At 40.3% G+C, this 24,999-nt stretch carries 23 protein-coding genes; 13 read left to right on the top strand and 10 right to left on the bottom strand.

Annotated features, from left to right (window positions below):
- Nucleotide 1 precedes the first annotated feature (1 nt).
- The 4 genes from coaD to AAC000_RS21545 all read right to left on the bottom strand — a co-directional run bounded on the left by coaD (nt 2) and on the right by AAC000_RS21545 (nt 2,937).
- Nucleotides 2-487, bottom strand: coding sequence for a pantetheine-phosphate adenylyltransferase (coaD, locus tag AAC000_RS21560; protein WP_339725787.1), 486 nt, complete (start codon nt 485-487; stop codon nt 2-4).
- Between the two features lie 81 nt (nt 488-568).
- Entirely contained in the window at nt 569-1,600 is a 1,032-nt protein-coding gene (locus AAC000_RS21555; RefSeq protein ID WP_339725785.1) for a CDP-glycerol glycerophosphotransferase family protein, read from the bottom strand.
- The gene (locus AAC000_RS21550; protein ID WP_339725822.1) at nt 1,597-1,992 is read right to left on the bottom strand and encodes an adenylyltransferase/cytidyltransferase family protein; all 396 of its coding nucleotides are present in this window, start codon (nt 1,990-1,992) and stop codon (nt 1,597-1,599) included. The genes AAC000_RS21555 and AAC000_RS21550 overlap by 4 nt, the downstream gene beginning before the upstream one ends.
- Nucleotides 1,993-2,196: 204 nt before the next feature.
- Nucleotides 2,197-2,937, bottom strand: a complete 741-nt coding sequence (locus AAC000_RS21545; protein WP_339725784.1) for a 3-deoxy-D-manno-octulosonic acid kinase — start codon at nt 2,935-2,937, stop codon at nt 2,197-2,199.
- Nucleotides 2,938-3,045: 108 nt separating this feature from the next.
- On the opposite strand from AAC000_RS21545, the gene AAC000_RS21540 reads away from it, so the two are divergent.
- Nucleotides 3,046-4,122 (top strand): glycosyltransferase family 4 protein, encoded by a 1,077-nt coding sequence (locus AAC000_RS21540; protein WP_339725783.1) that lies wholly within the window; start codon nt 3,046-3,048, stop codon nt 4,120-4,122.
- Between the two features lie 8 nt (nt 4,123-4,130).
- Here AAC000_RS21540 and waaA read toward each other — a convergent pair whose 3' ends face one another.
- A complete protein-coding gene (gene waaA / locus AAC000_RS21535) occupies nt 4,131-5,441 on the bottom strand; it encodes a lipid IV(A) 3-deoxy-D-manno-octulosonic acid transferase (protein WP_339725781.1) in 1,311 nt (436 codons plus the stop codon).
- A gap of 199 nt (nt 5,442-5,640) precedes the next feature.
- Between waaA and AAC000_RS21530 the strand changes: the two genes are divergently transcribed.
- The 7 genes from AAC000_RS21530 to glpG all read left to right on the top strand — a co-directional run bounded on the left by AAC000_RS21530 (nt 5,641) and on the right by glpG (nt 13,328).
- Nucleotides 5,641-6,096 (top strand): substrate-binding domain-containing protein, encoded by a 456-nt coding sequence (locus tag AAC000_RS21530; RefSeq protein ID WP_339725780.1) that lies wholly within the window; start codon nt 5,641-5,643, stop codon nt 6,094-6,096.
- A gap of 6 nt (nt 6,097-6,102) precedes the next feature.
- Nucleotides 6,103-7,278 carry a TonB-dependent receptor gene (locus tag AAC000_RS21525; protein WP_339725778.1) on the top strand — a complete coding sequence of 392 codons (1,176 nt, stop codon included), beginning with the start codon at nt 6,103-6,105 and terminating at the stop codon, nt 7,276-7,278.
- A 3-nt stretch (nt 7,279-7,281) separates the two neighbouring features.
- Nucleotides 7,282-9,747 carry an EAL domain-containing protein gene (locus AAC000_RS21520; RefSeq protein ID WP_339725776.1) on the top strand — a complete coding sequence of 822 codons (2,466 nt, stop codon included), beginning with the start codon at nt 7,282-7,284 and terminating at the stop codon, nt 9,745-9,747.
- A 114-nt stretch (nt 9,748-9,861) separates the two neighbouring features.
- Nucleotides 9,862-11,055 carry a glycine C-acetyltransferase gene (locus AAC000_RS21515; protein WP_339725774.1) on the top strand — a complete coding sequence of 398 codons (1,194 nt, stop codon included), beginning with the start codon at nt 9,862-9,864 and terminating at the stop codon, nt 11,053-11,055.
- Nucleotides 11,055-12,077: an L-threonine 3-dehydrogenase gene (gene tdh / locus AAC000_RS21510; RefSeq protein ID WP_339725773.1), complete on the top strand. Its 1,023-nt coding sequence runs from the start codon at nt 11,055-11,057 to the stop codon at nt 12,075-12,077. The genes AAC000_RS21515 and tdh overlap by 1 nt, the downstream gene beginning before the upstream one ends.
- A 37-nt stretch (nt 12,078-12,114) precedes the next feature.
- Entirely contained in the window at nt 12,115-12,444 is a 330-nt protein-coding gene (gene glpE / locus AAC000_RS21505; RefSeq protein WP_339725771.1) for a thiosulfate sulfurtransferase GlpE, read from the top strand.
- A 23-nt stretch (nt 12,445-12,467) separates the two neighbouring features.
- Nucleotides 12,468-13,328, top strand: a complete 861-nt coding sequence (glpG, locus tag AAC000_RS21500; protein ID WP_339725769.1) for a rhomboid family intramembrane serine protease GlpG — start codon at nt 12,468-12,470, stop codon at nt 13,326-13,328.
- Between the two features lie 10 nt (nt 13,329-13,338).
- Here the strand turns inward: glpG and AAC000_RS21495 are convergent, their stop codons facing one another.
- Nucleotides 13,339-13,755, bottom strand: coding sequence for a flagellar basal body-associated protein FliL (locus tag AAC000_RS21495; RefSeq protein WP_339725768.1), 417 nt, complete (start codon nt 13,753-13,755; stop codon nt 13,339-13,341).
- Between the two features lie 154 nt (nt 13,756-13,909).
- Here AAC000_RS21495 and AAC000_RS21490 point away from each other — a divergent pair, with 154 nt between their 5' ends.
- Together AAC000_RS21490 and ubiA are read left to right on the top strand one after the other, a co-directional pair.
- A complete protein-coding gene (locus tag AAC000_RS21490; RefSeq protein ID WP_339725767.1) occupies nt 13,910-14,491 on the top strand; it encodes a chorismate lyase in 582 nt (193 codons plus the stop codon).
- Entirely contained in the window at nt 14,484-15,368 is an 885-nt protein-coding gene (gene ubiA, locus AAC000_RS21485; protein WP_339725766.1) for a 4-hydroxybenzoate octaprenyltransferase, read from the top strand. The genes AAC000_RS21490 and ubiA overlap by 8 nt, the downstream gene beginning before the upstream one ends.
- 65 nt (nt 15,369-15,433) lie before the next feature.
- Here ubiA and AAC000_RS21480 read toward each other — a convergent pair whose 3' ends face one another.
- Nucleotides 15,434-15,679, bottom strand: a complete 246-nt coding sequence (locus tag AAC000_RS21480; RefSeq protein WP_339725765.1) for an accessory factor UbiK family protein — start codon at nt 15,677-15,679, stop codon at nt 15,434-15,436.
- 147 nt (nt 15,680-15,826) lie between these two features.
- On the opposite strand from AAC000_RS21480, the gene rep reads away from it, so the two are divergent.
- On the top strand, nt 15,827-17,842 hold the full coding sequence (gene rep / locus AAC000_RS21475) for a DNA helicase Rep (protein ID WP_339725764.1): 2,016 nt from the start codon (nt 15,827-15,829) through the stop codon (nt 17,840-17,842).
- 16 nt (nt 17,843-17,858) lie between these two features.
- On the opposite strand, the gene AAC000_RS21470 is transcribed toward rep, so the two are convergent.
- Together AAC000_RS21470 and AAC000_RS21465 are read right to left on the bottom strand one after the other, a co-directional pair.
- On the bottom strand, nt 17,859-20,477 hold the full coding sequence (locus tag AAC000_RS21470; protein WP_339725820.1) for an EAL domain-containing protein: 2,619 nt from the start codon (nt 20,475-20,477) through the stop codon (nt 17,859-17,861).
- 132 nt (nt 20,478-20,609) lie between these two features.
- Nucleotides 20,610-21,005 carry a c-type cytochrome gene (locus AAC000_RS21465; RefSeq protein ID WP_339725762.1) on the bottom strand — a complete coding sequence of 132 codons (396 nt, stop codon included), beginning with the start codon at nt 21,003-21,005 and terminating at the stop codon, nt 20,610-20,612.
- A gap of 231 nt (nt 21,006-21,236) precedes the next feature.
- Between AAC000_RS21465 and AAC000_RS21460 the strand changes: the two genes are divergently transcribed.
- Nucleotides 21,237-22,367: a PQQ-dependent sugar dehydrogenase gene (locus AAC000_RS21460; RefSeq protein WP_339725760.1), complete on the top strand. Its 1,131-nt coding sequence runs from the start codon at nt 21,237-21,239 to the stop codon at nt 22,365-22,367.
- A 35-nt stretch (nt 22,368-22,402) separates the two neighbouring features.
- Nucleotides 22,403-23,419, top strand: coding sequence for a pirin family protein (locus AAC000_RS21455; RefSeq protein WP_339725758.1), 1,017 nt, complete (start codon nt 22,403-22,405; stop codon nt 23,417-23,419).
- Between the two features lie 118 nt (nt 23,420-23,537).
- Here AAC000_RS21455 and AAC000_RS21450 read toward each other — a convergent pair whose 3' ends face one another.
- Nucleotides 23,538-24,632 (bottom strand): mechanosensitive ion channel family protein, encoded by a 1,095-nt coding sequence (locus AAC000_RS21450; protein ID WP_339725756.1) that lies wholly within the window; start codon nt 24,630-24,632, stop codon nt 23,538-23,540.
- Nucleotides 24,633-24,999 lie beyond the last annotated feature (367 nt).

The raw sequence follows: 24,999 nt of genomic DNA, 5'->3' as shown, positions 1-24,999 counted from the left end.
GTTATTTGTTGTGTAACTTCTGTTGCAAGGCATCAATTACCGCTGGGTGGCAAAATTCATTCACCCGCCCCCGGTGTAAAGCTACTTCTTTGACTAAGGTGGAGGAAATAAATGAATTTTCTTCAGAGGGAGTCATAAACACACTTTCAAGGTCAGGGTTGAGCCTTCTATTCATATTCGCCAGTTGAAACTCGTATTCAAAATCGGATACTGCTCGAAGCCCACGAACTAATACACTGGCACCTTGGCTCTCAGCAAAATCAGCGAGTAACCCTGTAAAACCAATTACCACGACATTATCTAAATGCGCCGTCACTTGCTTAATAAGTTCGACTCGTTCTTCTAGGCTAAACAAAGGCTTCTTATTGGGATTTGACGCAACACCAACAATTACACTGGTAAACATTTTGGCCGCGCGCTCAATTAAGTCTGCATGTCCGTTAGTAACAGGATCGAACGTACCTGGGTATATCGCTTTTCTATGCATAATAGGCTTTATCGCTTTATTTCTTTTAGGCTAACCCGATTAGGTAATATTTTACTAATTTATTTGTGTTAATGATATGTATCATAATTTCCAATAACCGAGTTTTTTTCGTGTCTTAAGTTTTCGTAACCAATTACTTGGCTTGGCTTTCAAGTCTTTAAGCGGTGATTGAATGACTTTTTCTGTTGCATCTAAAACTCTTGCTGAGGAATTACCATCGATATAGGGGTGCATCACACTAGTATTATATTTAATTTTTTCTAGCAATGAGGTTTCTGCTTTTAGCGCTTGATCAATGGCTGAAAATAAGTCTTTGGCCTCAGATATATCTAATAAATGGGCTTCAGGTTCTTTGTTTCTGTAGGTGACAATAGGTTTATTAAGTAAACCAAATTCAGTAATGATTGATGAAGTGTCAGATACAATTACATCTGCGGCTTGTAAGATAGGTGCGAGTTCAGCGGTGTCAATCACATGCAGATTGTCACTGCTTAAACTTTGATATTGTTGAACCATATCTTTCGCCATTTTGGGATGGAATTTAATAATCCATTGCCAATCATGGTGGATCTTAGCTAATTGCGCAATCTCAGCAAACAAAGCACTTGCCGAACTTAATGCGGGAGAAAACGTAGGTGCATAAAGTATAGTTTTTACATCGCGTTTTCCGGGCCACTCATAAGCTTTGACGTTGAATAAGGTATCTGTCTTAGGCCAACCTGTTTCTATTACTGTGAAATGTGGATGGGCGGCACGTATCTGCTCAAAGCGCGCCGTAAAAAAAGGCCCTTGGGTGCAATATAAATCAAAACAGCCTCGTTCACGAAAATGACCTTTTTTCTTCCATTCAAAGCCATGAAAAACTTGTACTTTTAAACCGGGAATAAAATCAGGTACTAAATTTCCGGGTACGAATACCGCTCTAGGATTGTATTCCACAACCTGTTCCACAGTCCCTAGTAGTTTTTCATCCGCTTGAAAATAACTAGAGTTTATTTCTTTTCCTTCGATAAACCATGCAACATCATCGCCCCGCGAGCGAATTTCTTGTTGCAGTGGGCGTAGGATTTCGAAAGAGTAGTTGTGAGCGATATAAAATAAATATTGCTTCACTTTGTTTCCTTAATAATTTCAATGACTTCAGTTGTTGAAATAGAGGGCGTTCTAGGTAAATAAACTACTTCACAATATTTGTTTAGATGGTCAAACCGACCCAGCCAATCATCTCCCATAACTAAAATGTCGGCATTTTTTGAAGTGATATATTCAGCCTTTAGCTCCAATGAGTCTTCTACGAATACTTCGTCAACAAATCGTAGAGAAGAAATGATTTCCAATCGACTTTTTAGTGGGTATACAGGGTCTCGTCCTTTTTTGTCTCTATTAAGCTCATCAGATGATACTCCTACTATTAGATGGTTTCCTAGTGATCTCGCGCGTTTGAGCAACTTTATGTGACCTATATGTAATACATCATATGTACCAAATGTTATGATTCTACTCATTGCTCGCCCATTTTTTAAAATCCTAAATTCGATTAAAGCCATTAAGAAGGCATTATGTTGTTAGCATATCATCTGATATTGAGGCATATGATATCGGTTAGTTGGAGATTAGTAAAAGTCGTAATTGGGTAATTACAGATATGATTTATATAGGGGAAGAAATGTGTTTAAAGTTACACTCGGTAGTATTTATCCAAGGGTAACTTAGGTTTTGACTATTATTCTAAATATAGCAACTTCGTTATAGCCAGACAGCAACATCTGCCAATCAGCCAATTGCCAATCAATTTTACTTAATCGCTTTTCTTTCTCAAAGGAACGCTTTAAGCGAGCCATATTCGATGCTTTCCAACTATTTCCTTGTTTTATCTCACATTTATCAAAATCTATTAACCAAACGTTATGGTCAGCATCTAACATAATGTTGTGAATGTTTAGATCATGGTGATAAACCTGATGGTTATGAAATGCAGCAATCGTTTGACCTATTTTTTTCCAATTCTCTGTGCTTAAGTTTGTATCTAATAAAATGTGGTGCAGATCTTGAGCACTAGGTATTTTTGTGGAAATAATATCGGCTTGATAAAACCCCTTGTTTTTGTTCAAAATAGCGGCAATGGGCGTGGGGCAAGGTAAGTTCAAGGTTTGCATATGTTGCAATAACCTAAACTCTTGCCATGGGCGAGATTGCTCCAGTCCAGTATACAAATAGTGATCATTCAGTACTTTGCCAATCAAGCCACCTCGATGATAATGACGTAATACATATTCATTTTGTCGATGTTGAAAAAAATTGGTGATGCCACGGCCTATGGCTTGCCCAGTAATCGCATTTTTGGCTTGCCAATATAGACCAGTAAACATTTCAGGAGTGGGCTCAGGGAAATGTTCTTTATCAAATAACATCACATGTGAGTTAATAGTTTTTTGCTGGATAATAGCCATGTTACAATTTTGACACAGAAGTAATAGTCGTATTGTATACGTAATACTTAGGTAAGTGCAGGCTCAGATAGCTGTTTTATCTATCTACAAATTGAGTAATCCCCATCTATGAAGAAGCACGTTGCGAGTGAATCACAGTCAGACGAAGTTGAATTAATTATTGGTAACTCAAATTCAAATTTTTCTGGTGTGACTTCCACTATGTTGCAGGTCATGTCCTATCAAAAAAATATGCTTAACTTACGTATAATGGGCTCTCATTTCTTGCCTGACCAGACACTGGCCATCAGTTTTTGGGAAACCGCAAAGATGTGTCGTAGGCCACTTAAAAATGGTAAATGGCGTATTTTTCATGCTCGTCGTGTAGACGAAATGATCCAAGGATTGCTGCTTAAGTATTTGTTCAGAGCAAAAATTAAATTGGTATTTAGTTCAGCTGCACAGCGAACACGTTCTGCATCAACTGTGTGGTTAACCAGAAAAATGGATGCGGTTATTGCAGTCAGTAAAAGGTCGGCAGGGTTTCTATGTGATCCTCCTGATTTAATTAACCCCCACGGTGTGCAAGTGAATGACTATCTACCCGCTAAGGATAAACAGCAGGCGTGGGCAGAGTTAGGATACGGTGGTAAATATGGAATTGGTATTTTAGGCCGTGTTAGAAAACAAAAAGGTGTGCATCTCTTAGTGAATGCATGTATTGAATTGTTTGATAAATACCCTGAGTACCATTGTGTGGTGGTTGGCGCAATCTCATCTAGCAATAAAGAGTTTGTAGAACAATTAAAAAGTAAAGCTGCTCAAGCCAATATGACTGACCGAATTACCTTTACAGGTGAGTTGCCATTTGAGCAAATACCTAGAATATTTAGCGCCTTGTCGTTGGTTTCAGCATTAAGTGATAATGAAGGGTTTGGGTTAACTGTATTAGAGGCGATGAGCAGTGGTGCTGCAGTTTTAGCAACTGAAGCGGGTGCTTGGGAAGAAATTGTGCGTCCAGCTATTGACGGATATATTGTGCCGGTCAATAACCAGCAAGCTGTTACTGAAAAAATGGACTTGATGTTATCCAATCCAGAAAAATTAGCGCAAATGGGAATTGAAGGCCGAAAACGAGTCGAGAGTCATTATCGTGTTGAAGATGAAGCTACACGTCTAATTGAGTTTTTCCGCAGCTTACAATAACACCATTGTTAATGGGAATTGTCGTTTAGGACTTCCAAGGTTTTTTGGATGGCACCACTATTTTGAGTTAACACTTGTTTACCCGCTTCTCCGGCCCGTTTTCTTTGTTCAGGGTTGTCGAACCAAATTTTACAGGCGGATTCAATTTGTGGCGCATCTGTCACCGTTAACAATGCACCGCTAGCTGCCAAAGCTTGGCAAATAGCGGGATTGTTATATGTCGATTCACCCATTAAGACAGGTACACCTACAGCGGCAGGCTCTAATGCATTGTGTCCGCCTTTATCAGTTAAACTGCCACCTACAAAACTAATATCTGCCAATGCATAAATAGCACGTAACTTGCCCATTTGATCGCATAGCAGCACCTGGGTACTAGGTTGACAGGCTTTTTTTTCACTCATCAAAAGGGTGTCAATCTTTTGTCTTTGCAGAAGTTGATGAACCTTTTCAAAGCGTTGAGGGTGACGGGGTACAATAATTAACAACAATTGTGGGTAGACTGAGGCTAATGCCAAATAGGCATTCAACAAAATTTGTTCTTCAGGTTCATGAGTACTTCCGGCCACTATTATTAGTCGCTCCTCAAGGGAAAAGTCGGTTTTGATAGCGTGACTTAACTCGATGTCTGCAACAGAAATACTAAGGTCAAACTTAATGTTATTGGTTAAAGTGAGTTTTTTAGGGTCCACCCCAAGGGTTAAGTAGTTCTGGTAATCTCTTTGATCTTGAGCGCAGATTGCCGTTATTTTTTGAAACATAGGTTGAAATAAAGAAGGAAACTTTTGATAGGTTCGGGTTGATTTTTCACTCATTCTACCATTGACAATAATGACAGGGATATTCAAACTCCAACATTGATCACACAAATTTGGCCAAAGTTCCATTTCATTTATGAGCACTTGAGAAGGCCGTTTCGTTTTTAGAAACAACTTTAAAAAGAGTGGGAAATCATAAGGCAAATAAGCGTGACTAACACGATCTGAAAACAACAGCTGCACCCTATCAGCACCTGTGGTGGTATTAGTAGTGATGGTGATATGTTGATTAGGCTTTTGAACTAAAAGCTGTTCAACCAAATTCTGTATGGCCACCACCTCTCCTACTGAGGCGCAATGGATTATTAATGACTCCATTTGTGTATTATGATTAGTGGTTAAACCAAAACGAGATAATCGTGCTTTAGTGTACCCGGGTTTGCGCCTGAGCAATTGATAACTAAAATGACACATACTAAAAGGAATAATTAGTAGCCAAAATAATGAATACCCGAGTAACACAATGTTTTGCTTGATACTGGGTTTAAAAGGTTGAGTCATGGCTAATGGATATATATGAGAGTAGATAAAAGCACAGCTAACTGTAACAGATTTTACCGATTGAACAGATATTTTTAGTTTAAACTAAGTCCGAATCTAGTCAATCATAACAGTTTGAATAGTAATTAATTTCTATTAAGTTATGGCTTTTTTTCTAAACTCATTTAGTATAAAAATTCACCCTGAATGGAGTTCGTTTTTGAACCAAACTCGTCTACATTTTTTCCTAGCAATATTTATTTGTTTGGGTTGTCTTTTATCTGTCGCATTTTCTGTTAGTAGTCAGGTGCCTGAAGTAAAAGTGGTGGTGAATCCATCTGTTGAGTCCAAAGAAATGAGCGTCGAACAAATTCGAAGAATTTTTTCAATGCGGCAAACGAATTGGCCAAATGACCAATCAATCACAGTTTATGTCCTAGCAAATCAACACCAAACACACCAAGTTTTCAGTACTAAGGTGCTCGGTATGTTTCCCTACCAGTTGGAACGTATTTGGAACAAGTTGGTGTATTCTGGATTGGGGGAAGAGCCTATTAAATTGCAAAGTGAGCAAGAGATGCTTGAACGTGTCAGCGAGGTGCCTGGCGCTATTGGTTATGTAATACAGCAGGTTGAAAGTCATAATGTCAATGTTATCAAAGTGTTGGAGAATTAAGTCGCTATGAAATTTTCAACACATATTATTTTTTTAGGGTTAGTCTTCCAGTCATTTTTTCTTAATGCTAATTCATTAAAAATCAATGGATTCGTGGCACAAGGTGTTATTCAAGCAAATGACTCTAATTTTGTAACGGATAAAGGCGATGTATCGATTGAATTAACGGAAGTGGGAGTGAATAGCGCTTACCGAATTAACCATTCGTTCCGTGTAGCAGGTCAGGCAGTATATTTGGATGGTGGTAATCGCTATCCAGATGGTTTTAGAGTCGATTATTTATTTTTAGAATGGCAGTTTCTTAACAGCACTAATTGGCAGATTAAAACTCAGCTTGGACGAAACAAAAATTATCATTGGTTATATTCATCTACCCGAGACGTGCCCCATACACGTCCTTCGATCGTCTTGCCGCAATCTCTATATTTTGATGCGTTTCGCGATGTGGCTTTGGGGGTCGATGGTGTGGTGTTGATTGCTCAAACACATAATATGTTAGGTGAATGGGATATCAATGTGAGTTATGGGGATTCGCAGCTCAGTGAACAGCAGAAAAAAAACTTATTGGGGCCAAACGCCACAGGTAAACTGAAACACGACTTAGATAAACAATTTAGCCTGTATTGGCGACCAACACTCTCAAACTTTCAATTTGGTTTTTCACTATTGGACGCTGATTTCAGTTACAAACGTGGTGCCAACGATACCTTTTTTGATGGTGATGAAACATCTCAAAGAATTATGTTCAATTTTTTGTACCAAGGACAAAATTGGGAAATCGCGTCTGAGGTAATGCGTGAACGAGTAATTGGAAACGATGTACTCTTTCCTGGATTTAGTAGTGATGTCACGGCAGAAGGTGGGTATTTGCAAGCTAGGTACTTTTTATCTAACGAATTGACCCTCCTTGGTAGGCTGGATATATACGACCGAGATAGACAAGACAGAAACGGTAAGAATGTTGAAACATTAAGCCAAGGTTTGGTGCCTGGTTACTTCGGTCTAATGGATCAAGCAACGGCAGGAGTGACATGGAAATTTGCCAAAAATCTTCAGATACAAGCTGAATACCATAAAGTTAAAGGTACAGGCAGATTGGCACCTATATTCACGCCAAATACCATTCTAAATGACAGTAAATATTGGGATATGTGGGCAGTACAGCTTATGTATTGGTTTTAACTGATGCGTAAATTTGTCAGTTTACCCACTAAAATCATGGGGCTCTTAATGGCCTTTTTGTTGATTGCGAGTGCTTTATTAACTTATCTTTGGGTAAATAAAAATAATCAGGATTATTTCGTTCAACAACAAACGTTGCGGGAGCAAGATAAAAAACAATTTGAATTGATCCGCGACTTATTGCGAACCAGAGTCGAATCTTGGTTTGAGTCATTTATTCACTTCCAAGCAAATTATGCTGACAATATCGAAGCTACAGCGTTTTTCTTTGAACACGAGTTTGATTTTTTACAACTTAACTGGCAAATCAATGATTTATGGTTGTTTAATAACAAACTTGATTTACGTTTTAGTACCTCTAAAACCGAAAAAAAATACGTTTTAGATGATGTAGAACAAGTCATAAACACCCAGTCTTCAGTTTCCCATATCCGCTGTGCAGAAGAGTGTCAGCAGCAAATTAGTATGCCAATTTTATCTACTTCTGGAGAGATGGTCATATTATCCATTAGCAGTTCGTTGCTGGAAGCGTTGGCGACAGTTAATCGTTCAACTTTTGCTAAATTAGCGGTATTAGGCCCTGATGACACTAGTTCTAAAGCGATAACGCTACAGAGTTTAGCCTTAAAGCCACCTATTAGTTTTGCAAATAAAGAATTTATGCAGGGGATTCTTGCAGCGCTGCCCAAAAACCTGCTGCTCTCAGAAATGCATGATTCAGGTTATCGATTAGCAATTGGAGATAACATGTATTTGTTGAATCTATTGCCTATCGATCCACACTTAGAAAACTCTATTTACTTACTGTTTGTACATGATATTAGTGAGTCGTCTTTGGCCCATACCGAATATCAAGATAAAGTATTAACAATATCCATAGTGGTGGTTGTACTCTGTGTTTTTGCGCTGTTTTTACTGACTTGGCGAATTCGACGTCGCCTGTTGCTGTTGGCTGAGCAGCTACCTCTTTTGGCACAAAAAAAGTATCAAGAATTTCGCATTCATAAATTCGTAAATAGTAGATTTTTTGTAGATGAAATAGAATTATTGCAAGACTCTGCATGTTTACTTAGTGACGAATTGGAATCCCTCGATCAAAAAATTGAACAAAATACCCGTGAATTAGAAAATATCGCTATGTATGACCGATTAACGGGTCTACCTAATCGTAATATGTTGAATCATCAGTTGAAAAAACTATTGGCAACTATGAAGCGGGAGTCAAACAAATTAACGGTAATGTTTGTTGATTTTGATAAGTTTCGTAAGATAAATGATACCCACGGTCACGATGTAGGTGATGCATTCTTAGTCAATGCAGCCCAGAGAATACGTGGATGTTTACGTGATTCAGATATGTTATTCCGCTTTGGCGCTGATGAATTTGTGGTAGTGTTTTTAGAAAAAAGTCTAAGCCAAGGCGCACCTAAATTAGCAACAAAATTAATCGAATCATTTAGAGAGCCAATTGCCGTTGATGAGCTGCTCTTTTACACCTCTAGCAGTATCGGTATTGCTAGTTCCGAAGACACTTCCATATTGATGGACGATTTGGTGAGGCAGTCAGATATGGCTATGTACGCCTCAAAGGATGCTGGGGGCAATAAATACAGTACCTTTAGTGAGGTGATGCAAAAGGCCGTCATACGTAAAGTAGAGTTAGAAAACGAAGTGCGAGATGCCCTTGAAAATGGCGAGTTTAGCTTTGCTCTACAACCCCAAGTAGAGATTGCAACAGGGCAGCTATTTGGGTTTGAAGCGTTAATTCGTTGGATCCATCCAGAACGTGGCTTTATCCCACCAGATGAATTTATTCCGTTGATTGAAAATACCGAAAACATGCTTAAAATTGGCTATTGGGGCCTAAAAAGAGCATTCGAAATACTGCAAAAATTAGATGAATTGGGCTTTTCTGATCTCAAAATTGCAGTGAACTTATCCGCCAGTCAATTTTTAGATCCAGACCTATTACCTTTCTTACGCGAGCAGATTAGAGTGTTTAATCGCAATCCTTCACAAATTGAACTAGAGCTAACAGAAAGAACCGTGGTCGCTGATATCGAACAAACCTTAGATACCATGCTACAACTTAAGGCAATGGGGTTTATATTTTCAATTGATGACTTTGGTACAGGGTATTCGTCTTTAGCCTACCTAAAACAAATGCCAGTAGATATTATCAAAATCGACCGCAGCTTTGTTTCCGGGATGAGTGACAATAGTGCTGATATGCAAATTGTTGCTTCCACTATTGCAATGGTGCAAAAACTAGGCATGCAAGTAGTGGCAGAAGGTGTTGAAACTTCGGCTCAGATGAAATTGTTGCGAGGTATGCACTGCGAAATAGGACAAGGGTATTTTATCTCTCGCCCAATAGCCGAGAGCGACCTATATCCGCTATTACCAGAAAAACTAAAACTCGGTGTGTGGGATAAGTTAGACAAACTGAATAATCCACCTGAAGGGTAAAACTGTACAAAATATTTGCCACTTGACTATAAGTGTCTACTCTGAAAAATATCATTCAGCATATTGAATATATATGATCTGCCTCTTCGCCATTTCATTACTAGGATTTCCCCCATGAAACATGATTTTTATATGCGTTTGTCTCAGCAAATTGAAGACACTAAGGCTCAGGGACTTTTCAAAAACGAACGCATCATAACCTCAAGTCAACAAGCGAATATTGAAGTCAATAAGGACCAACATGTTCTCAATTTTTGTGCTAATAACTACTTGGGATTGGCCAATCACCCAGAACTAATAGCAGCTGCAAAAGCCGGGTTGGATAGCCACGGTTTTGGTATGGCTTCAGTGCGGTTTATTTGTGGGACTCAAGATATACATAAGCAGTTAGAAACAACCATTAGTGATTTTCTAGGCACCCAAGAGACCATCCTTTACCCTTCATGTTTTGATGCTAACGGTGGGTTGTTTGAAACCATTTTGGACGCTGAAGATGCCATCATTTCTGATTCGCTAAATCATGCAAGTATCATCGATGGGGTAAGACTTTCCAAAGCAAAGCGGTATCGATACGCAAATAATGATATGCAAGCCTTAGAAGCACAACTTATTCAAGCTGACGCTGATGGCGCCCGAACCAAGCTGATTGCCACCGATGGAGTGTTCTCTATGGATGGTGTGATTGCCGACTTAGCGGCTATCTGTGACCTAGCAGATAAGTATCATGCGCTAGTTATGGTAGACGATTGCCATGCCACTGGGTTTGTTGGAGCCAATGGTAAGGGAAGCCATGAATATTGTAATGTAATGGGACGAGTTGATATATTAACCGGTACCTTAGGTAAAGCTTTAGGTGGTGCATCCGGTGGCTATACTTCTGGTAAAAAAGAAGTGATCACTTGGTTACGTCAACGGTCTCGCCCCTATTTGTTTTCAAACTCTGTGGCACCGCCGATAGTTGCGGCCTCCTTAAAAGTGTTTGAAATGATGCAAAACGGCGCTGCATTACGTCATCAGTTGATTACCAATGCTGCTCATTTTCGTCAAAGAATGTCAGAAGCAGGTTTTACGCTTTCTGGTAAAGATCACGCCATCATTCCAGTGATGTTAGGGGATGCGCAGTTAGCCAGCGACATGGCTGATAAGATGCTTCAAAGAGGGGTGTACGTTGTAGGGTTTTCGTTCCCAGTAGTACCCAAAGGACAAGCACGTATTCGCACCCAAATGTCTGCGGCTCACAGCCTTGAACAAATTGATTTTGCCGTTGCTGCCTTTATTGAAGTCGGAAAAGAGTTGGGGGTAATTTGATGAAAGCGTTAGCTAAGTTACATTCCCAAAAAGGCATATGGATGACCGAGTGTGAAAAACCCACTGTTGGTCACAATGATTTATTAATCAAAATTCATAAAACCGCAATTTGTGGTACTGATATGCATATTTACCAATGGGATGAATGGGCACAAAAAACCATTCCAGTGCCTATGGTGGTCGGCCACGAATACGTTGGTGAAGTGGTCGAAATGGGCCAAGAAGTACTCGGCTTTGCACTAGGTGATAGGGTGTCTGGTGAAGGACATATTACTTGCGGACATTGCCGAAATTGCCGGGCAGGACGACGCCATCTATGCAGAAATACTACTGGAGTAGGGGTCAACAGGCAGGGCGCGTTTGCAGAGTATTTGGTGATACCTGCCTTTAACGCCTTTAAAATCCCACACAACATCTCTAGTGATCTGGCTGCTATTTTTGACCCTTTTGGAAATGCTGTACATACCGCCCTATCTTTTGATTTAGTTGGCGAAGATGTGTTGATCACCGGCGCCGGACCTATCGGTATTATGGCAGCCGCTGTGGCTAGACATGTAGGGGCAAGAAATGTGGTTATCACCGACTTAAATGAGTATCGCCTTAAACTAGCAACTAAAATGGGTGCCACTCGCGCGGTAAATGTGGCAACAACTCAGCTAAAAGATGTCATGAAGGAATTAGGAATGACAGAAGGGTTTGATGTTGGCCTAGAGATGTCTGGGGTGCCGGCAGCGCTGCGTGATATGCTCGATAAAATGAATAATGGTGGTAAAATTGCTATGTTAGGTATTCCACCTAACGATGTTGCGATAGACTGGAATCAAGTGATTTTTAAAGGTTTGATGATAAAAGGCATTTATGGCCGTGAAATGTTTGAAACATGGTATAAAATGGCCAGCCTGATCCAAGGAGGATTAGATTTAACACCTATGATTACCCATCAATTTGAAATTGATGATTTTCAACAAGGTTTCGATATTATGGGGTCGGGTCAATCTGGTAAAGTGATCCTAAATTGGTAACAGTATGAAGTTTGAACTTCAAAGGGGAGTGAACTAGATGGAGCAATTTGCCCATATATCAGTGCAAGAAACACAACAAAAACTGTCTGAAGGTGTAGTGCGAATTGTGGATATTCGTGATGATGCGGCATTCGCGGCTGGGCATATTAAAGATTCCACCCACTTAACTAATGGTTCGCTACACAGTTTTATGTCTGAAGTAGAATTTGATACGCCTGTGATTGTCTGTTGTTATCATGGTAATAGTAGTCAACAAGCTGCACAGTTTTTAATTCATCAAGGTTTTGAAGAAGTCTATAGCTTAGATGGAGGGTTTGAAGCTTGGCGCCAGAACCAACCTTTTGAAGTTTCACAGCCTGATGTCTAAAAATTATAGGAAATTTAATTCACTTGTCTACACCGCTTAAGTTAGTCGCCTTTTCTAAAGAACAACCGGCAAGATTACTCACTATTTACCTTATTGAGCAAGGTATTCAAGCAGAGTATCAATATTCCGAAAATGAGTACGCTCATAGGGTGATGTTGCAGGAGCCGTCAGATCAAATCAAAGCCAAAGAACTGGCAGAAGAATTTGTGCTCAACCCGAATAACACCAAGTATCAAACGGCTGCTTGGCAGTCTGGCGAAACGGTAAAGCTCATTCCTGAAAAATCTTATTCTGCAGCGAAAACACTTTATGACTTAAAGCAGGCACCGTTTACGTCCAGTATATTGGCTATTTGTGTGCTTATTTATCTATTGGCAATGATAGGCGTTTCAGGTCCCTATTTTTGGCTGAAGATTCAACCGATTGAAATGTTAGTGGAGTCAGGACAGTGGTGGCGATTATTAGGACCTGCGTTGATTCACTTCTCGGTTTTGCATATCGCATTTAACCTTTTGTGGTGGTGGAGCTTGGGTAAACAGATTGAAATCACCTTCGGCCTCAGCAGTTTGTTAATGCTATTTGTGTTTTCTGCTGTGGTGTCTAATGTTGCACAACTGTTGGTCAGTGGCCCTAATTTTGGTGGTCTCTCGGGTGTAGTGTATGCCTTGGTTGGTTGTGTGTGGTGGTTAGGCTGGCTAAAACCCGACTGGGGCTTAGCCCTGCCTAAACCCATAATTGGATTTTTATTAGTGTGGTTAGTGGTAGGATATCTAGATGTTCTACCTATACATATGGCCAATACAGCACATACAGTGGGGTTGATTTGTGGCTGTTTGTTTGCATGGTTTTTGGCTGCAGGGGCAAAAAACACACACACTCAATAGATGTTGATCTTTAACTCTGGAAATACAGATATTTAGTAAAAATAACGTCTTTTATCATCTCCGAGCCCGTTTCTCTGAGCATGAGTTCCCTTAGCTTTTCCAAACAGTTTCGCCTAATGTCTTCGCGTCCTGTAAGGGATTTTACTTTTTCTGCTGGTTGGCTTCCGAACGCTTCAATTGTCGCTGCTCTTAGTAATGGCGAATGATGTTCTGCGGCTTCAAGGAAGTCTGCATCTTCTAACATTAACTCAATAGATACTCGTACAAAACCTAATTTTCTAGCGCTAGAGCCTAAATAATTGGTGACTATTTCTGGCTCAAGACTGAAATAGGCATAGTTTTTTCTAGCAGATTCCTGTCCGTTTATCACACTGTGATAACTTAAAAGAGTCAGTAAACTAGCAAGTACCCATATAGTTTTATTCATCGTCAGTTTCTTTTGTTTGTTATCATTACAGTTAGCATCAGCTTACCAATTTTTGCGAGTGTCACAAAACTAAATTCATCCTAAAGGTATTTAACTTTAGTCTAGCTCACGCTCTTGTTATTATTCACTTTTGTTAATGACTAACGTTGTAAAATTGAACTCATCATATACTTTCCCTGTCGGCATCCCATCACTATGGGCAGATCCTGAGCAGTTTACTATTCCCAGTGCGTGTTTAAAAAACTGGTTATTAAACACGGGGTCGTTGACCGAAAGGCTACAATCACAATGCCAGTCATTTCATCTAACTTTGTTAGGTCAACGGCAGTCAGAGATAACTCTTGAGGAGTTTCAACGAGTGCGCAATCCTCAGCAACAGTTAAACCCACAAGAATGGCAAGTGAGAGAGGTGTTATTGTGGGGAGATAATCAACCTTGGGTTTTTGCGCGTTCGATTATCCCACAAAAATTATGTGAAAGTGATTTTGTTAATCTGAATACTAAACCTTTAGGTCAGCTGATTTTTAATGATAAACGATTCAAGCGACTGCCATTTGAATTGACAACTATGTGTTCTAGCAAAGCTTTTCTATCACAGTTACATATCTCATCTGAGATGAATTTATGGGGCCGTCGATCTGCATTTAGTTTTGAAGGCCTCAAAATGACGGTCAGTGAGGTGTTTCTACCTCATTCACCTGCTTACAAAGAGATGAAAATAGATAATCATGAATAATTCAGGGCAATTATCAGCTGCAAAGTTAAACGCTTATTGGCGCTTAATGCGTGCCGACAAACCTATTGGTATCTATTTATTATTGTGGCCCTGTGTTTGGGCGTTGTGGATAGCTTCAGCAGGCATGCCAGACCTACATCTACTCATTGTGTTTGTATGTGGTGTAGTGGTGATGCGTTCGGCTGGCTGTGTCATTAATGATTATGCTGACCGTAAGGTAGATGGTTTAGTTGAACGATCTTCAACTCGCCCTTTGGTGACCGGAGAGGTCACTGAAAAAGAGGCCTTAGGATTATTCTTTCTACTGCTACTTTGTGCATTATTGTTGGTTTTAACGTTATCGTGGCAAACCGTACTTATGTCTGTGGGTGGTGTGATTTTGGCTACCATTTATCCCTTCATGAAGCGCTATACCCACTTACCTCAAGTGGTACTTGGTGCCGCTTTCGGGTGGTCTATTCCGATGGTATTTGTGGCGACAGGTCAACCCCTCAACTGGGTCGTATGGGCGTTGTATTTTGCTAATTTAGCTTGGACAGTGGCCTACGATACAGAATATGCCATGGTCGATAAAAATGATGATATTAAAGTGGGGGTGAAATCCACCGCCATTTTATTTGCTCAATACGATAAGTTAATCATAATGTTGCTGCAAATAACTTGTTTAGCCTTGCTTATGATTGTGGCAATGTGGCTGGAGCTATCTTGGACTTTTTACCTGGCGATGGTGGCCAGCGTGGGCTTGTTTTTGTATCAGCAGCAACTGATTAAAGACCGTGATAGAAGCTTGTGTTTTAAAGCTTTTTTGCATAACCACTATGTGGGCTTAGTGATTGCCATAGGCATAATAGTGCATTACACCTTTTTCACTCGCTAAGGCGTATTAAGGAGAAAATGAAGCCACGCAATTTGTTTGAGTGGCGCAACGGCAAATATTATGGGTTACCCATCTGGCTGCTCTAATTTAGCAAGACGTGCTTCTAGCGCCGCTAATTTTTCTCGAGTGCGCATTAATACTTGGCTTTGAATATCAAATTCCTCGCGACTCACAAAATCTAAGCGGCTGATTTGTGATTGCAATACTTGCTTCACTTTGGCCTCTGCGCCTTCCGCCATGTTTTTTACGCCAGGAGGCAGGGCATCAGAGATTTGTTTCGCGATTTCTTCTAGTTTTTTAGGATTTAGCATTAGAGTCTAGTTACCTTTTGAGTTCAAATGAGTGACTTAAATGAAGTTTGGATTCAGTTTAAAAGTTATAGCTTGTTAATCTACTTGGACTCACCCGCGTATTCTCTTACAATCACCGACCCATCATCATAGGCTGTTTAATTTAGCATGAAACTTAATCCTGGTCAGAACCAAGCTGTAACTTTTATTTCTGGGCCATGCTTAGTGTTAGCCGGTGCAGGCAGTGGAAAAACTCGCGTTATCATTAATAAAATTGCCTATTTAGTAAGGGAGTGTGAGCTTCCTGCCCGTTATATAGCCGCAGTGACCTTTACCAATAAAGCTGCGCGGGAAATGAAAGAACGTGTGGCGCAATCTTTGGGTAAGAAAGAAGCGCGGGGGTTAAAAATATCCACTTTTCACACCCTAGGTTTAAATATCATTAAATCAGAAGTTAAAACCTTGGGGTTAAAACCCGGTTTTTCTTTATTTGACGATAAAGACAGTATGTCGCTACTCAAAGATTTGACAGAGGTAGAGTTTGATGGTGACAAAGAGCTATTATCTGCGCTGCAAAATTGTATCTCAAAATGGAAAAACGACCTTGTTTTGCCTGAAGATTTAAAGCATCAAACTTTGTCTCCTGCCGACCAAGAGCATGCTGAATTTTATCAACGCTACCACAATCATTTACGTGCTTATAATGCCCTAGACTTTGATGACTTGATTTTATTGCCTACTTTATTGCTTAAAAATAACCAGACTGTTAGGCAAAAATGGCAAAACAAAATTCGTTATTTGCTGGTGGATGAATATCAAGATACCAATACCAGTCAATATGAATTGGTGAGACTACTAGTGGGTGAGCGATCTAGGTTTACTGTGGTAGGAGACGACGACCAATCTATTTATTCCTGGCGCGGAGCGAGGCCACAGAACTTAGTCTTATTGCAGACAGACTTTCCTAAACTGAGAGTGATTAAGTTAGAACAAAACTATCGGTCTTCTGAGCGAATTTTACATTGTGCCAATATTCTAATTCAGAACAATCCCCATGTGTTTGAAAAGAAGCTATTTTCTGAGTTGGGGTACGGTGAGCCACTGCAAGTGATTACTGCCAAAAATGAAGAGCATGAAGCTGAGCGTGTAGTCGCCGAATTGATGGCCCATAAGTTTATGGGGGCTACCAAATTTAAAGACTATGCCATTTTGTATCGAGGCAACTTCCAGTCTCGGGTGTTCGAAAAGGTGCTGATGAGCAATCGTATCCCTTATAAAATTAGTGGTGGCATGTCGTTCTTTGGCCGCACTGAAGTCAAAGACATCATGGCCTATTTGCGTTTATTGGTGAATCAGGATGATGACAATGCCTTATTGCGAGTGATCAATACACCCACCCGTGGTATTGGACGAGTGAGTTTAGAAAAGCTAGGTAATTTAGCCAATCAAAATCGTACTTCTATGTTTGAAGCCGCTTTTGATCCCAATTTACAAGAAGTATTAAGTGGCAAGGCCTTGGTTTCTGTTGAGCAATTTAGCCGTTGGATTGTAGAGTTATCGGATCGAGCCATGCGAGGGGATGGTATAGCAACCATTCGTGAAATGATTAAAGCTATGGGTTACGAAGAATGGCTGTATGAGTCCAGCACTAGTCCTAAAGCCGCTGAAATGGGAATGGCGAATATCAGTACTTTGTTTGGCTGGATAAGCGACATGCTAGAGGGCAGTGAACTTGACCCACCCATGACATTACAAGAAGTGGTCAATCGCCTTATTTTGCGGGATATGATGGAGCGTGGCGAAGATGATGAAGAATCTGACCAAGTACAGTTGATGACCCTACATGCCTCAAAAGGATTGGAGTTCCCCTATGTATTTATGGTGGGTATGGAAGAGGGGTTGTTGCCCCATCAAAGCAGCATAGACGAAGACAATATCGATGAGGAAAGGCGTTTAGCCTATGTAGGCATAACCCGAGCGCAAAAAATATTGTTTATGACCTTAGTGAAAGAAAGACGTCAATATGGTGAGGTGATCAACCCCGAACCTAGTCGATTTTTACATGAGTTACCCCAAGACGACTTAGTGTGGGAGCATAAAAAACCCAAAGTGTCAGCACAAGAACGTCAGCAAAAATCGCAGGTGGGGATCGCAAATCTACGTAATATGATGAATAAGAGTTAACGGAATCGAATGCCGTTTAGCTATTGACCGCTTTATTTTCAATTGGGTGAAATTCAATTTTTTCAGCTTTTTGTAAATATTTACCTTGGCCAAATTCACAACCTAGATCTATTAAAGCCTGATACTGTTCTTTAGTATCTATGCCTTCGGCAATCAACTTAAACTTCAAATGCCCAGAAATGGATAACACAGACTGAATTAACTTTAAGTTTCGCTCAGAACGAGGCAGGGTTTTAACAAAATAGTGATCCACTTTGACGTAATCAAAAGGGTAAGAATACAAATAGCTTAAAGAGGCCAAGCCACTGCCGAAGTTATCCAACACTAAGGTAATACCTGCGCGTTTTAAGATTTTAATCGCAGGTAAGAAAAACTGAGAGCGGCGATTTAATGCATTTTCGTCGAATTCAATCACTAATTGTTTTGGATCAACTCCCGCTTCTTGTACCTGCTGAATCAATTGTTTCGCTAAAGACGTTTGAGTTAGGTGGTGAATGGATAAATTGATAGAGATTTGTTTATGGCTCGAGGTTGCGTCTAATTGCCAATGTTGCAGAATTTCGCAAGCTTTGGTCAGCATGAATTTATCCATTTCTACGGTTAAGCCACACTGCTCGGCAATTTGCCAGTACTGATCTCGTTTGATTTTACCTATTCTGGGATGCTCCCAACGTACATAACATTCTCGGTATATGTGTTCGCTGCTGGATAAATTGAGTACTGGTTGGGAATAACTTTCAAAGGCTTTAGCTTTGAGTACCTTCCTAAACTCACTTTCGATTTCCATTTCTTCCAGTAGTTTGTCTCGCATGGTTTTATCAAAAACAATATAGCGTCCGCGCCCTAATGATTTGGCTTGATACATAGCTGCATCTGCATCTCGTAGCACCTCGTCAGCCGTTTGGTAGCCACTTTCAATATAGGCGATCCCTATACTGGCACCGGAATACATGTCTTTGTTTTCTATATTAAAGGGCTTAGCAATGGAGTTGATAATACGAGAAGATATCTCTTCAACATCTATGGGGGAATCATAATTGTCAAACAAGACTACAAATTCGTCTCCACCTAAGCGAGCAAGCAAATCATGACCGCGAATACAGGAGCTAATTCTTGTGGCGACCTCTTTTAAAAACAGATCTCCAGCCATGTGGCCTAAGGAATCATTAATTTGCTTAAATCTGTCTAGATCAATAAAGATCACCGCAAAATTGCTTTCTCTATAACGTTGTTTGCTTGCTAGGGCTAGTTCCAGTCGACTATTGAATAAAACCCTGTTTGCTAAGCCTGTTAAAGAGTCGTGTTGGGCGTCGTACTCCAACTGTTGTTGGGCTTGTAAGCGTTCTTCAATTTGTTTCTGTAAAAATAGATTTGTACTGTTTAACTCTTCAGTTCGCTCTTTTACTTCCTCTGCAAGTCTTTGGTTATAGGCTTGAATAGCGTCTGACGATTGTTTACGGCCTAACGCCACGGCTATGTGATGGGAAACGAAACGTAAAAACTCTAAATCTTTATGGGTGTACTGTTTTTTCTTGCCGTAACTTTGTACTGCAATCACGCCACAAATATCACCGTCTATAATGAGTGGAGAGCCCATCCATGAGTTCATTTTTTCACGAACACTTTCCCTTAATTCTAAAGACAGCTCATTCGCTTCAAATAACTGTTGGACATTAGTCACGTCTATCAATTCAGCGCGACCGCGCCTAATAACATACTCAGTCAAACCTAAACCCATAGGGCGGGGTTCAATTCGTGATTGTACTTCGTCTTTGTAATAGGGGAATTGCAGTGTTTGTTTTTGATTGTCTATAGTGGCGACATAACAGTTAGGCGCACCAATTAAACGTGACAAAATGTCATGTATAGCAGAATAAAAATCATCCATATTTCCTTCAACTGACGCTGAAAGCTCGGATATTTCGAATAAAGCTTGCTGTAGGGATTCAACTTTTTGTCTTTCGCTAATTTCTTCTTGTAATTCTTCGTTGATTTGGCGTAACTGCTTTGTACTTTGACGAATCGATTTTTCAGTTAACTCGCGACTTTTGACTCTATCAACACAGTTAACTATATGCTGAGAAACAAACAGTAAGATTTCTAAGTCAGCATGACTATAACGAATCGACTCATCGTAACTTTGCACTACCATAGCACCAATTACTTGTGAGCCCCTTTTTAAGGGAACGCCTATCCAGTCAACTGGATCTGCCCCTATATCTTTGACAGATATTTCAGCTGTCTGTTGTCTATAGGTTTCTTTGGTTAGAAATAAATGATTGCCGGTGCGCAGAATGTAGCCAGTGAGGCTATTTTTTAAATCGTCCGCTGAAATCTGCGAAACCACTTGTTCATCGAATTCGTCCACAAAATAGACAAAATCAATAATTTCTTTTTCTTCATCATAAAAGGCTACAAAGAAATTTTGGGCTGACATAAAGCCGCCAACAATGTCATGAATTGCTGGGTAAAGACTAGATAACTCATTGATTGAGCTAGCTAATTCAGAAATATCAAAGAGCGATTTTTGAATAGACTCAGAACGCTTATACTTATGCGTAATCTGCTGCAATTGAGGAACCAGCTCTCGCAGTTCTTCTAAAGACAATTGATCGGCAGTATGTTTAGGCGTCATTGGCAAAGTATAGTGATCTTTTTAATTGAAGTAACTACTGTTATTAAGCCATCAAAAATAAACTATTCAGATCAAAAAGACCACCCTAAGAGTGGTCTTTTTTACAGCATGGCAGTGGTTAGTGATTTAAACCTAGATACCTTCTATCATATGTTCAATTGCTGCTTTGATTTCGTCATCTGAACAATCGCCACACGTCCCTTTTGGTGGCATGCCACCTATACCATTAATTGCATTCTTCCAAACTGTATCAAAGCCTTTCTCTAAACGAGGAGACCAATCTGCTGCATCTTGAAATTTAGGTGCATTTAAAACACCTACACTGTGGCATGCAACACAGGCTTTGGCGTAAATATCTGAACCTGCTCTGGGTCCTGAAGAAGCGGTTTCAGCCTTTGCACCTGCTATATGCACTTGACCAATAGGCTGAATACGAGCCTTAATATCATCTTCACTCATTTCTTGTGCTTGTACCGCTAAGACGGTAAAAACACCCATACAGATACATAATAAGGCTTTAAATTTCACAAAATTCTCCAAAACAAGCTTTGTTTACCTAAAAAAACTGGAACAGATTATAACTACTAATGTTGTGTGAACAACTATTTAACGCATAAATCTAGGTGAATTTGTATTTTTTGTTTAAACCCAGTGAATTTTTAATTGCTTAAAAGTGCTTCATTTTTATCCGCCTTATCCATTCTACTTATTCAATGGTATTCTTTGTATTAAGTGAAATTTTTTAATCAGGGTTCGACTATGCTCAAAATCACACCACTTTTAGGTTTTATACTCAGTATGACTTTAACTGGCACAGCTTGTGCTCAACAGCCAAATATTCCTAACTCAGATAGCAATCAGTCATACGAATATCAATTAGTCACTAAAGGGATTGATATTCCTTGGGGCATGGCGTGGTTAAATGCTACCGACATTCTTGTTACTGACCGAAAAGGTGAGCTAAGAATTATCCGCAATGGCGAGTTACTAAGCGAAAAAATTTCTGGGCTGCCAGCGTTAAGGGCTGAAGGTCAAGGAGGCCTATTAGATGTTGTAGTTGACCCTAATTATGCACAGAATCAACTCATCTATTTTTCGTATTCTGGCTTAGAAGGCGAAGGAGAAGGTGCCCATACCTCTGTTATGCGCGCGAAATTGCAAGATTTTAAACTGTCGCAGCAAAAGGTTATTTTTGGTGGAGGGCTGAATTCTACCAAAGGGCAACATTACGGCAGTCGTTTAACATTTGATAATCAAGGTTATTTGTATATTTCTAACGGTGACAGGGGAAATCGTGACGTTAATCCGCAACGTCTAGACCGAGACGCAGGCAAAATTCACAGAATTAACAGCGACGGTAGTATTCCTAAAGACAATCCCTTTATTGCTCAAAAAAATACCCATCCATCTATATACTCCTACGGGCATCGTAATCCTCAAGGGATGGCAAAACATCCGCAAACAGGCGACATTTGGACTCACGAACACGGCCCTAAAGGTGGCGATGAAATCAATATCATCCAACCAGGCGCAAATTATGGCTGGCCAGTCATTAGTTATGGCGTAAATTATAGCGGCACATCTTTTACTGATTTGACCGAAAAAGAAGGCATGCAACAACCCGCTTGGTATTGGGTACCTTCAATTGCACCATCAGGCATGACTTTTGTGACCAGTGATATCTACCCAGACTGGAAAGGTAAAATCATAGTGGGCTCATTAAAATTTGCCTATTTAGTGATACTTGAATTAGATGGCAACAAAGTCGTCAGTCAAGAAACCTTGTTCCCAGGAATAGGCCGAGTGCGTAACGTAAAACAGGGAGCGGATGGTTATCTTTATGTGGCAACCGATGGCGCAGGTATATTTAAAATAGTAGCAAGTCAGTAATGTGTATTCGGAATACGTAAAAGTGAGCTAACACTATGTCCTCTATTATTCAGCTGTTTAACTTAAGCACTCCCTGGCAAACACAAGATCCATTTTTATTTTGTGTCTATCACAAGGATGATTTTCCCAAAGGAAATGGAAATTTAGCGCCACAAGCATCACTAGCTGGGCGAAATATTGGTCAGGATTTTAACTCTCTTGATGGCTGGAATATGTATCACGGTGAGACTGTGCCGGGCTTTCCAGCACACCCTCATCGAGGATTCGAAACAATTACTGTGGTTAATCAAGGGGTAGTTGATCATGCCGATTCATTAAATGCAGCCGGTCGATACGGTGCAGGTGATACTCAGTGGCTTACCGCGGGTAAGGGAATCCAGCATTCTGAAATGTTTCCACTGAACAATGAAGAAGCAGAAAACCCGCTGGTGTTGTTTCAAATTTGGATTAACTTGCCAGCAAAAAGCAAAATGGTAGAGCCTCATTTCACTATGCTCTGGAATAAAGACATTCCAGTTGTGAATTGTTTAGATGCCAATAGCAAAGTGACTACCGTTAAAGTTATAGCGGGGCAGTTAAATGGCCAATGTCCACCTGCTCCTCCTCCAGAATCATGGGCTAATAACCCCAAAAATGAAGTCTGGGTGTGGAATATCAAAATGCCAGCCAATGCTCAGTTTACTTTGCCTGCAGCTAACTCAGAACTAAATCGCATGCTGTATTTTTATAAGGGCCAAGTAGCCACGGTAGACACAACTGAGCTCAAAGCACTGCAAGGTGTACAGTTAAAATCCGATACTGAAGTGAAATTGAGTTCTGGAAATGAAGCCTGTGAATTCTTGCTACTACAAGGTTGTCCCATCGGAGAGCCTGTTGTGCAGTATGGCCCCTTTGTAATGAACACCGAACAGGAAATTCAACAAGCTTTTGTCGATTATCGCCAAAATCAATTCGGCGGCTGGCCCTGGCCAACCAAAGACCCTGTACATGTTACAGCCAAAACACGATTTGCTAAACATGCAGACGGAACAGTAGAAACGCCTGACATCTAAAGGGATGAATTGGTATTTGTTACATAACCGAATGCTCGGTGATGTAGGCGATTAACATTACCTTATGCTACGCGTATCCTCACATTGATAGATCACTAGGCGCTGTGTGGCATCCGCCTTATATTTTTTTTAATGCTTCTTCACTTTTTTCCTGGCTAAGATTAACTGCCCGAATAGGGTAAGGGATGACAATACCCTCTTGTGCGTATCTTTTATGTAGGGCTTTAATGAATTCAGATTTAATAAAAAAACGATTAAAGTACTCTTGTGCTCGCAACATCACAGTTAAATTGATACTGGAATTGTCAAATCCAGTGAATATTACAAAGGTATCGTAGTCTGGAATGCCCCATTTATGGCTTTTTAGTACTTGCTTAGCGACCTCTAGCGTGACTTTTTCCACATGGTCTAAATCAGAATCGTAGTGCACGCCAAGGTCGACCGGGACTGATAGTTGTTTTTCTGGATAATAAAAGTTAATAATCTTTGATTGCGCCAATTTACTGTTTGGCATAATCACTATGTTGTTAGGCAACATTTTTATCCATGTCGAGCGCCAGCCAATTTTTTCAACGAAGCCCTGTTCTCCTGAGTCGAGTTCAATGTAATCGCCTACTCGAATAGGTTTGTCGGCTAACATTTGAATGCCAGAGAAAAAGTTCTCCAAGGTGGGTTGTAATGCCAAAGCAACCGCAAGTGAGCCAATGCCTAATGAGGCCACAAGTGGTGTGATTGAAACCCCAATTGTACTTAATATAATCAGTATGCCAATAACTATAATTACGCCACGCAGAAGACCCCTTAAGAGTGTACCGCTGCTTCGTAGTCCACTGCCTTTAGAAATTATCCGCGTAATACTCATTCGGGCAAAGTGGTCTGCAAACACTAAGAGCGAAACAACAGTTAAAAGCATTGCAAGTAGGTTAAATTGCGTCACCCAAGTGTTAGTGGTCTGCGCATAAAATTCAATTAACTTTGCAGTCGCCGCTAAGCTTGTTGCCATAATTAACAGACTTAAGGGGCGTTTTGCCGCCCTTACTGCTATTCCAGACCAGTCGTAATTTGTTGGGTTGTTAAATCCCCGTAAGTAGATATACAAAAGGCGTTTTACCAGCCAAAGTGCAAAAAATATGGTTAAGAACAAGGTCGGCCCTATTGCCCAAAAAGGCACCCACTCAGTTACCCAGTTTGGAATGTTTTCGATGATTGCCAAGACGTTGTGCTCTCTATTAAAAAACTACTCACTTGCAAGCAAAGACCACACCATCGAAATTATCTGTGTATACCTAGGTAAGCATATGAAAATTAATACGAAATATAGATGACTCTAATGAGTGAGCAGTGATATCGCACTAAATAAAAACCACACTGCACTAAATTGATGCTAATCCGTCGCTAGAAAATAACCCGAAAGCTATGGGAAGGCATGAAAAACAGTGGCTATTGGCGAGTGAGTGGTGGTCGTAGAAAAGACAAGGTTTTAAAATAGCCTTTAATTTCTTGCAGAGCTTCTTAGAATAATGGCGCCCAGACTCGGAATCGCAACTTACGGTTACCGGCAAGGACAGGAGGATTTTCAA

This window comes from uncultured Paraglaciecola sp. (genome assembly GCF_963977085.1).
Taxonomy (GTDB): Bacteria; Pseudomonadota; Gammaproteobacteria; order Enterobacterales; family Alteromonadaceae; genus Paraglaciecola.
The sequence above is the reverse complement of the archived record's forward strand: the minus strand, read 5'-3'. Positions and strand labels throughout refer to the sequence as shown.

Coding starts and splice junctions, on each gene's coding strand:
- coaD (WP_339725787.1), bottom strand. CDS start 487: ATGCATAGAAAAGCGATATACCCAGGTACGTTCGATCCTGTTACTAAC.
- AAC000_RS21540 (WP_339725783.1), top strand. CDS start 3,046: ATGAAGAAGCACGTTGCGAGTGAATCACAGTCAGACGAAGTTGAATTA.
- AAC000_RS21550 (WP_339725822.1), bottom strand. CDS start 1,992: ATGAGTAGAATCATAACATTTGGTACATATGATGTATTACATATAGGT.
- AAC000_RS21545 (WP_339725784.1), bottom strand. CDS start 2,937: ATGGCTATTATCCAGCAAAAAACTATTAACTCACATGTGATGTTATTT.
- rep (WP_339725764.1), top strand. CDS start 15,827: ATGAAACTTAATCCTGGTCAGAACCAAGCTGTAACTTTTATTTCTGGG.
- AAC000_RS21460 (WP_339725760.1), top strand. CDS start 21,237: ATGCTCAAAATCACACCACTTTTAGGTTTTATACTCAGTATGACTTTA.
- AAC000_RS21470 (WP_339725820.1), bottom strand. CDS start 20,477: ATGACGCCTAAACATACTGCCGATCAATTGTCTTTAGAAGAACTGCGA.
- AAC000_RS21515 (WP_339725774.1), top strand. CDS start 9,862: ATGAAACATGATTTTTATATGCGTTTGTCTCAGCAAATTGAAGACACT.
- waaA (WP_339725781.1), bottom strand. CDS start 5,441: ATGACTCAACCTTTTAAACCCAGTATCAAGCAAAACATTGTGTTACTC.
- AAC000_RS21525 (WP_339725778.1), top strand. CDS start 6,103: ATGAAATTTTCAACACATATTATTTTTTTAGGGTTAGTCTTCCAGTCA.
- tdh (WP_339725773.1), top strand. CDS start 11,055: ATGAAAGCGTTAGCTAAGTTACATTCCCAAAAAGGCATATGGATGACC.
- AAC000_RS21480 (WP_339725765.1), bottom strand. CDS start 15,679: ATGCTAAATCCTAAAAAACTAGAAGAAATCGCGAAACAAATCTCTGAT.
- AAC000_RS21495 (WP_339725768.1), bottom strand. CDS start 13,755: ATGAATAAAACTATATGGGTACTTGCTAGTTTACTGACTCTTTTAAGT.
- glpE (WP_339725771.1), top strand. CDS start 12,115: ATGGAGCAATTTGCCCATATATCAGTGCAAGAAACACAACAAAAACTG.
- AAC000_RS21455 (WP_339725758.1), top strand. CDS start 22,403: ATGTCCTCTATTATTCAGCTGTTTAACTTAAGCACTCCCTGGCAAACA.
- AAC000_RS21520 (WP_339725776.1), top strand. CDS start 7,282: ATGCGTAAATTTGTCAGTTTACCCACTAAAATCATGGGGCTCTTAATG.
- ubiA (WP_339725766.1), top strand. CDS start 14,484: ATGAATAATTCAGGGCAATTATCAGCTGCAAAGTTAAACGCTTATTGG.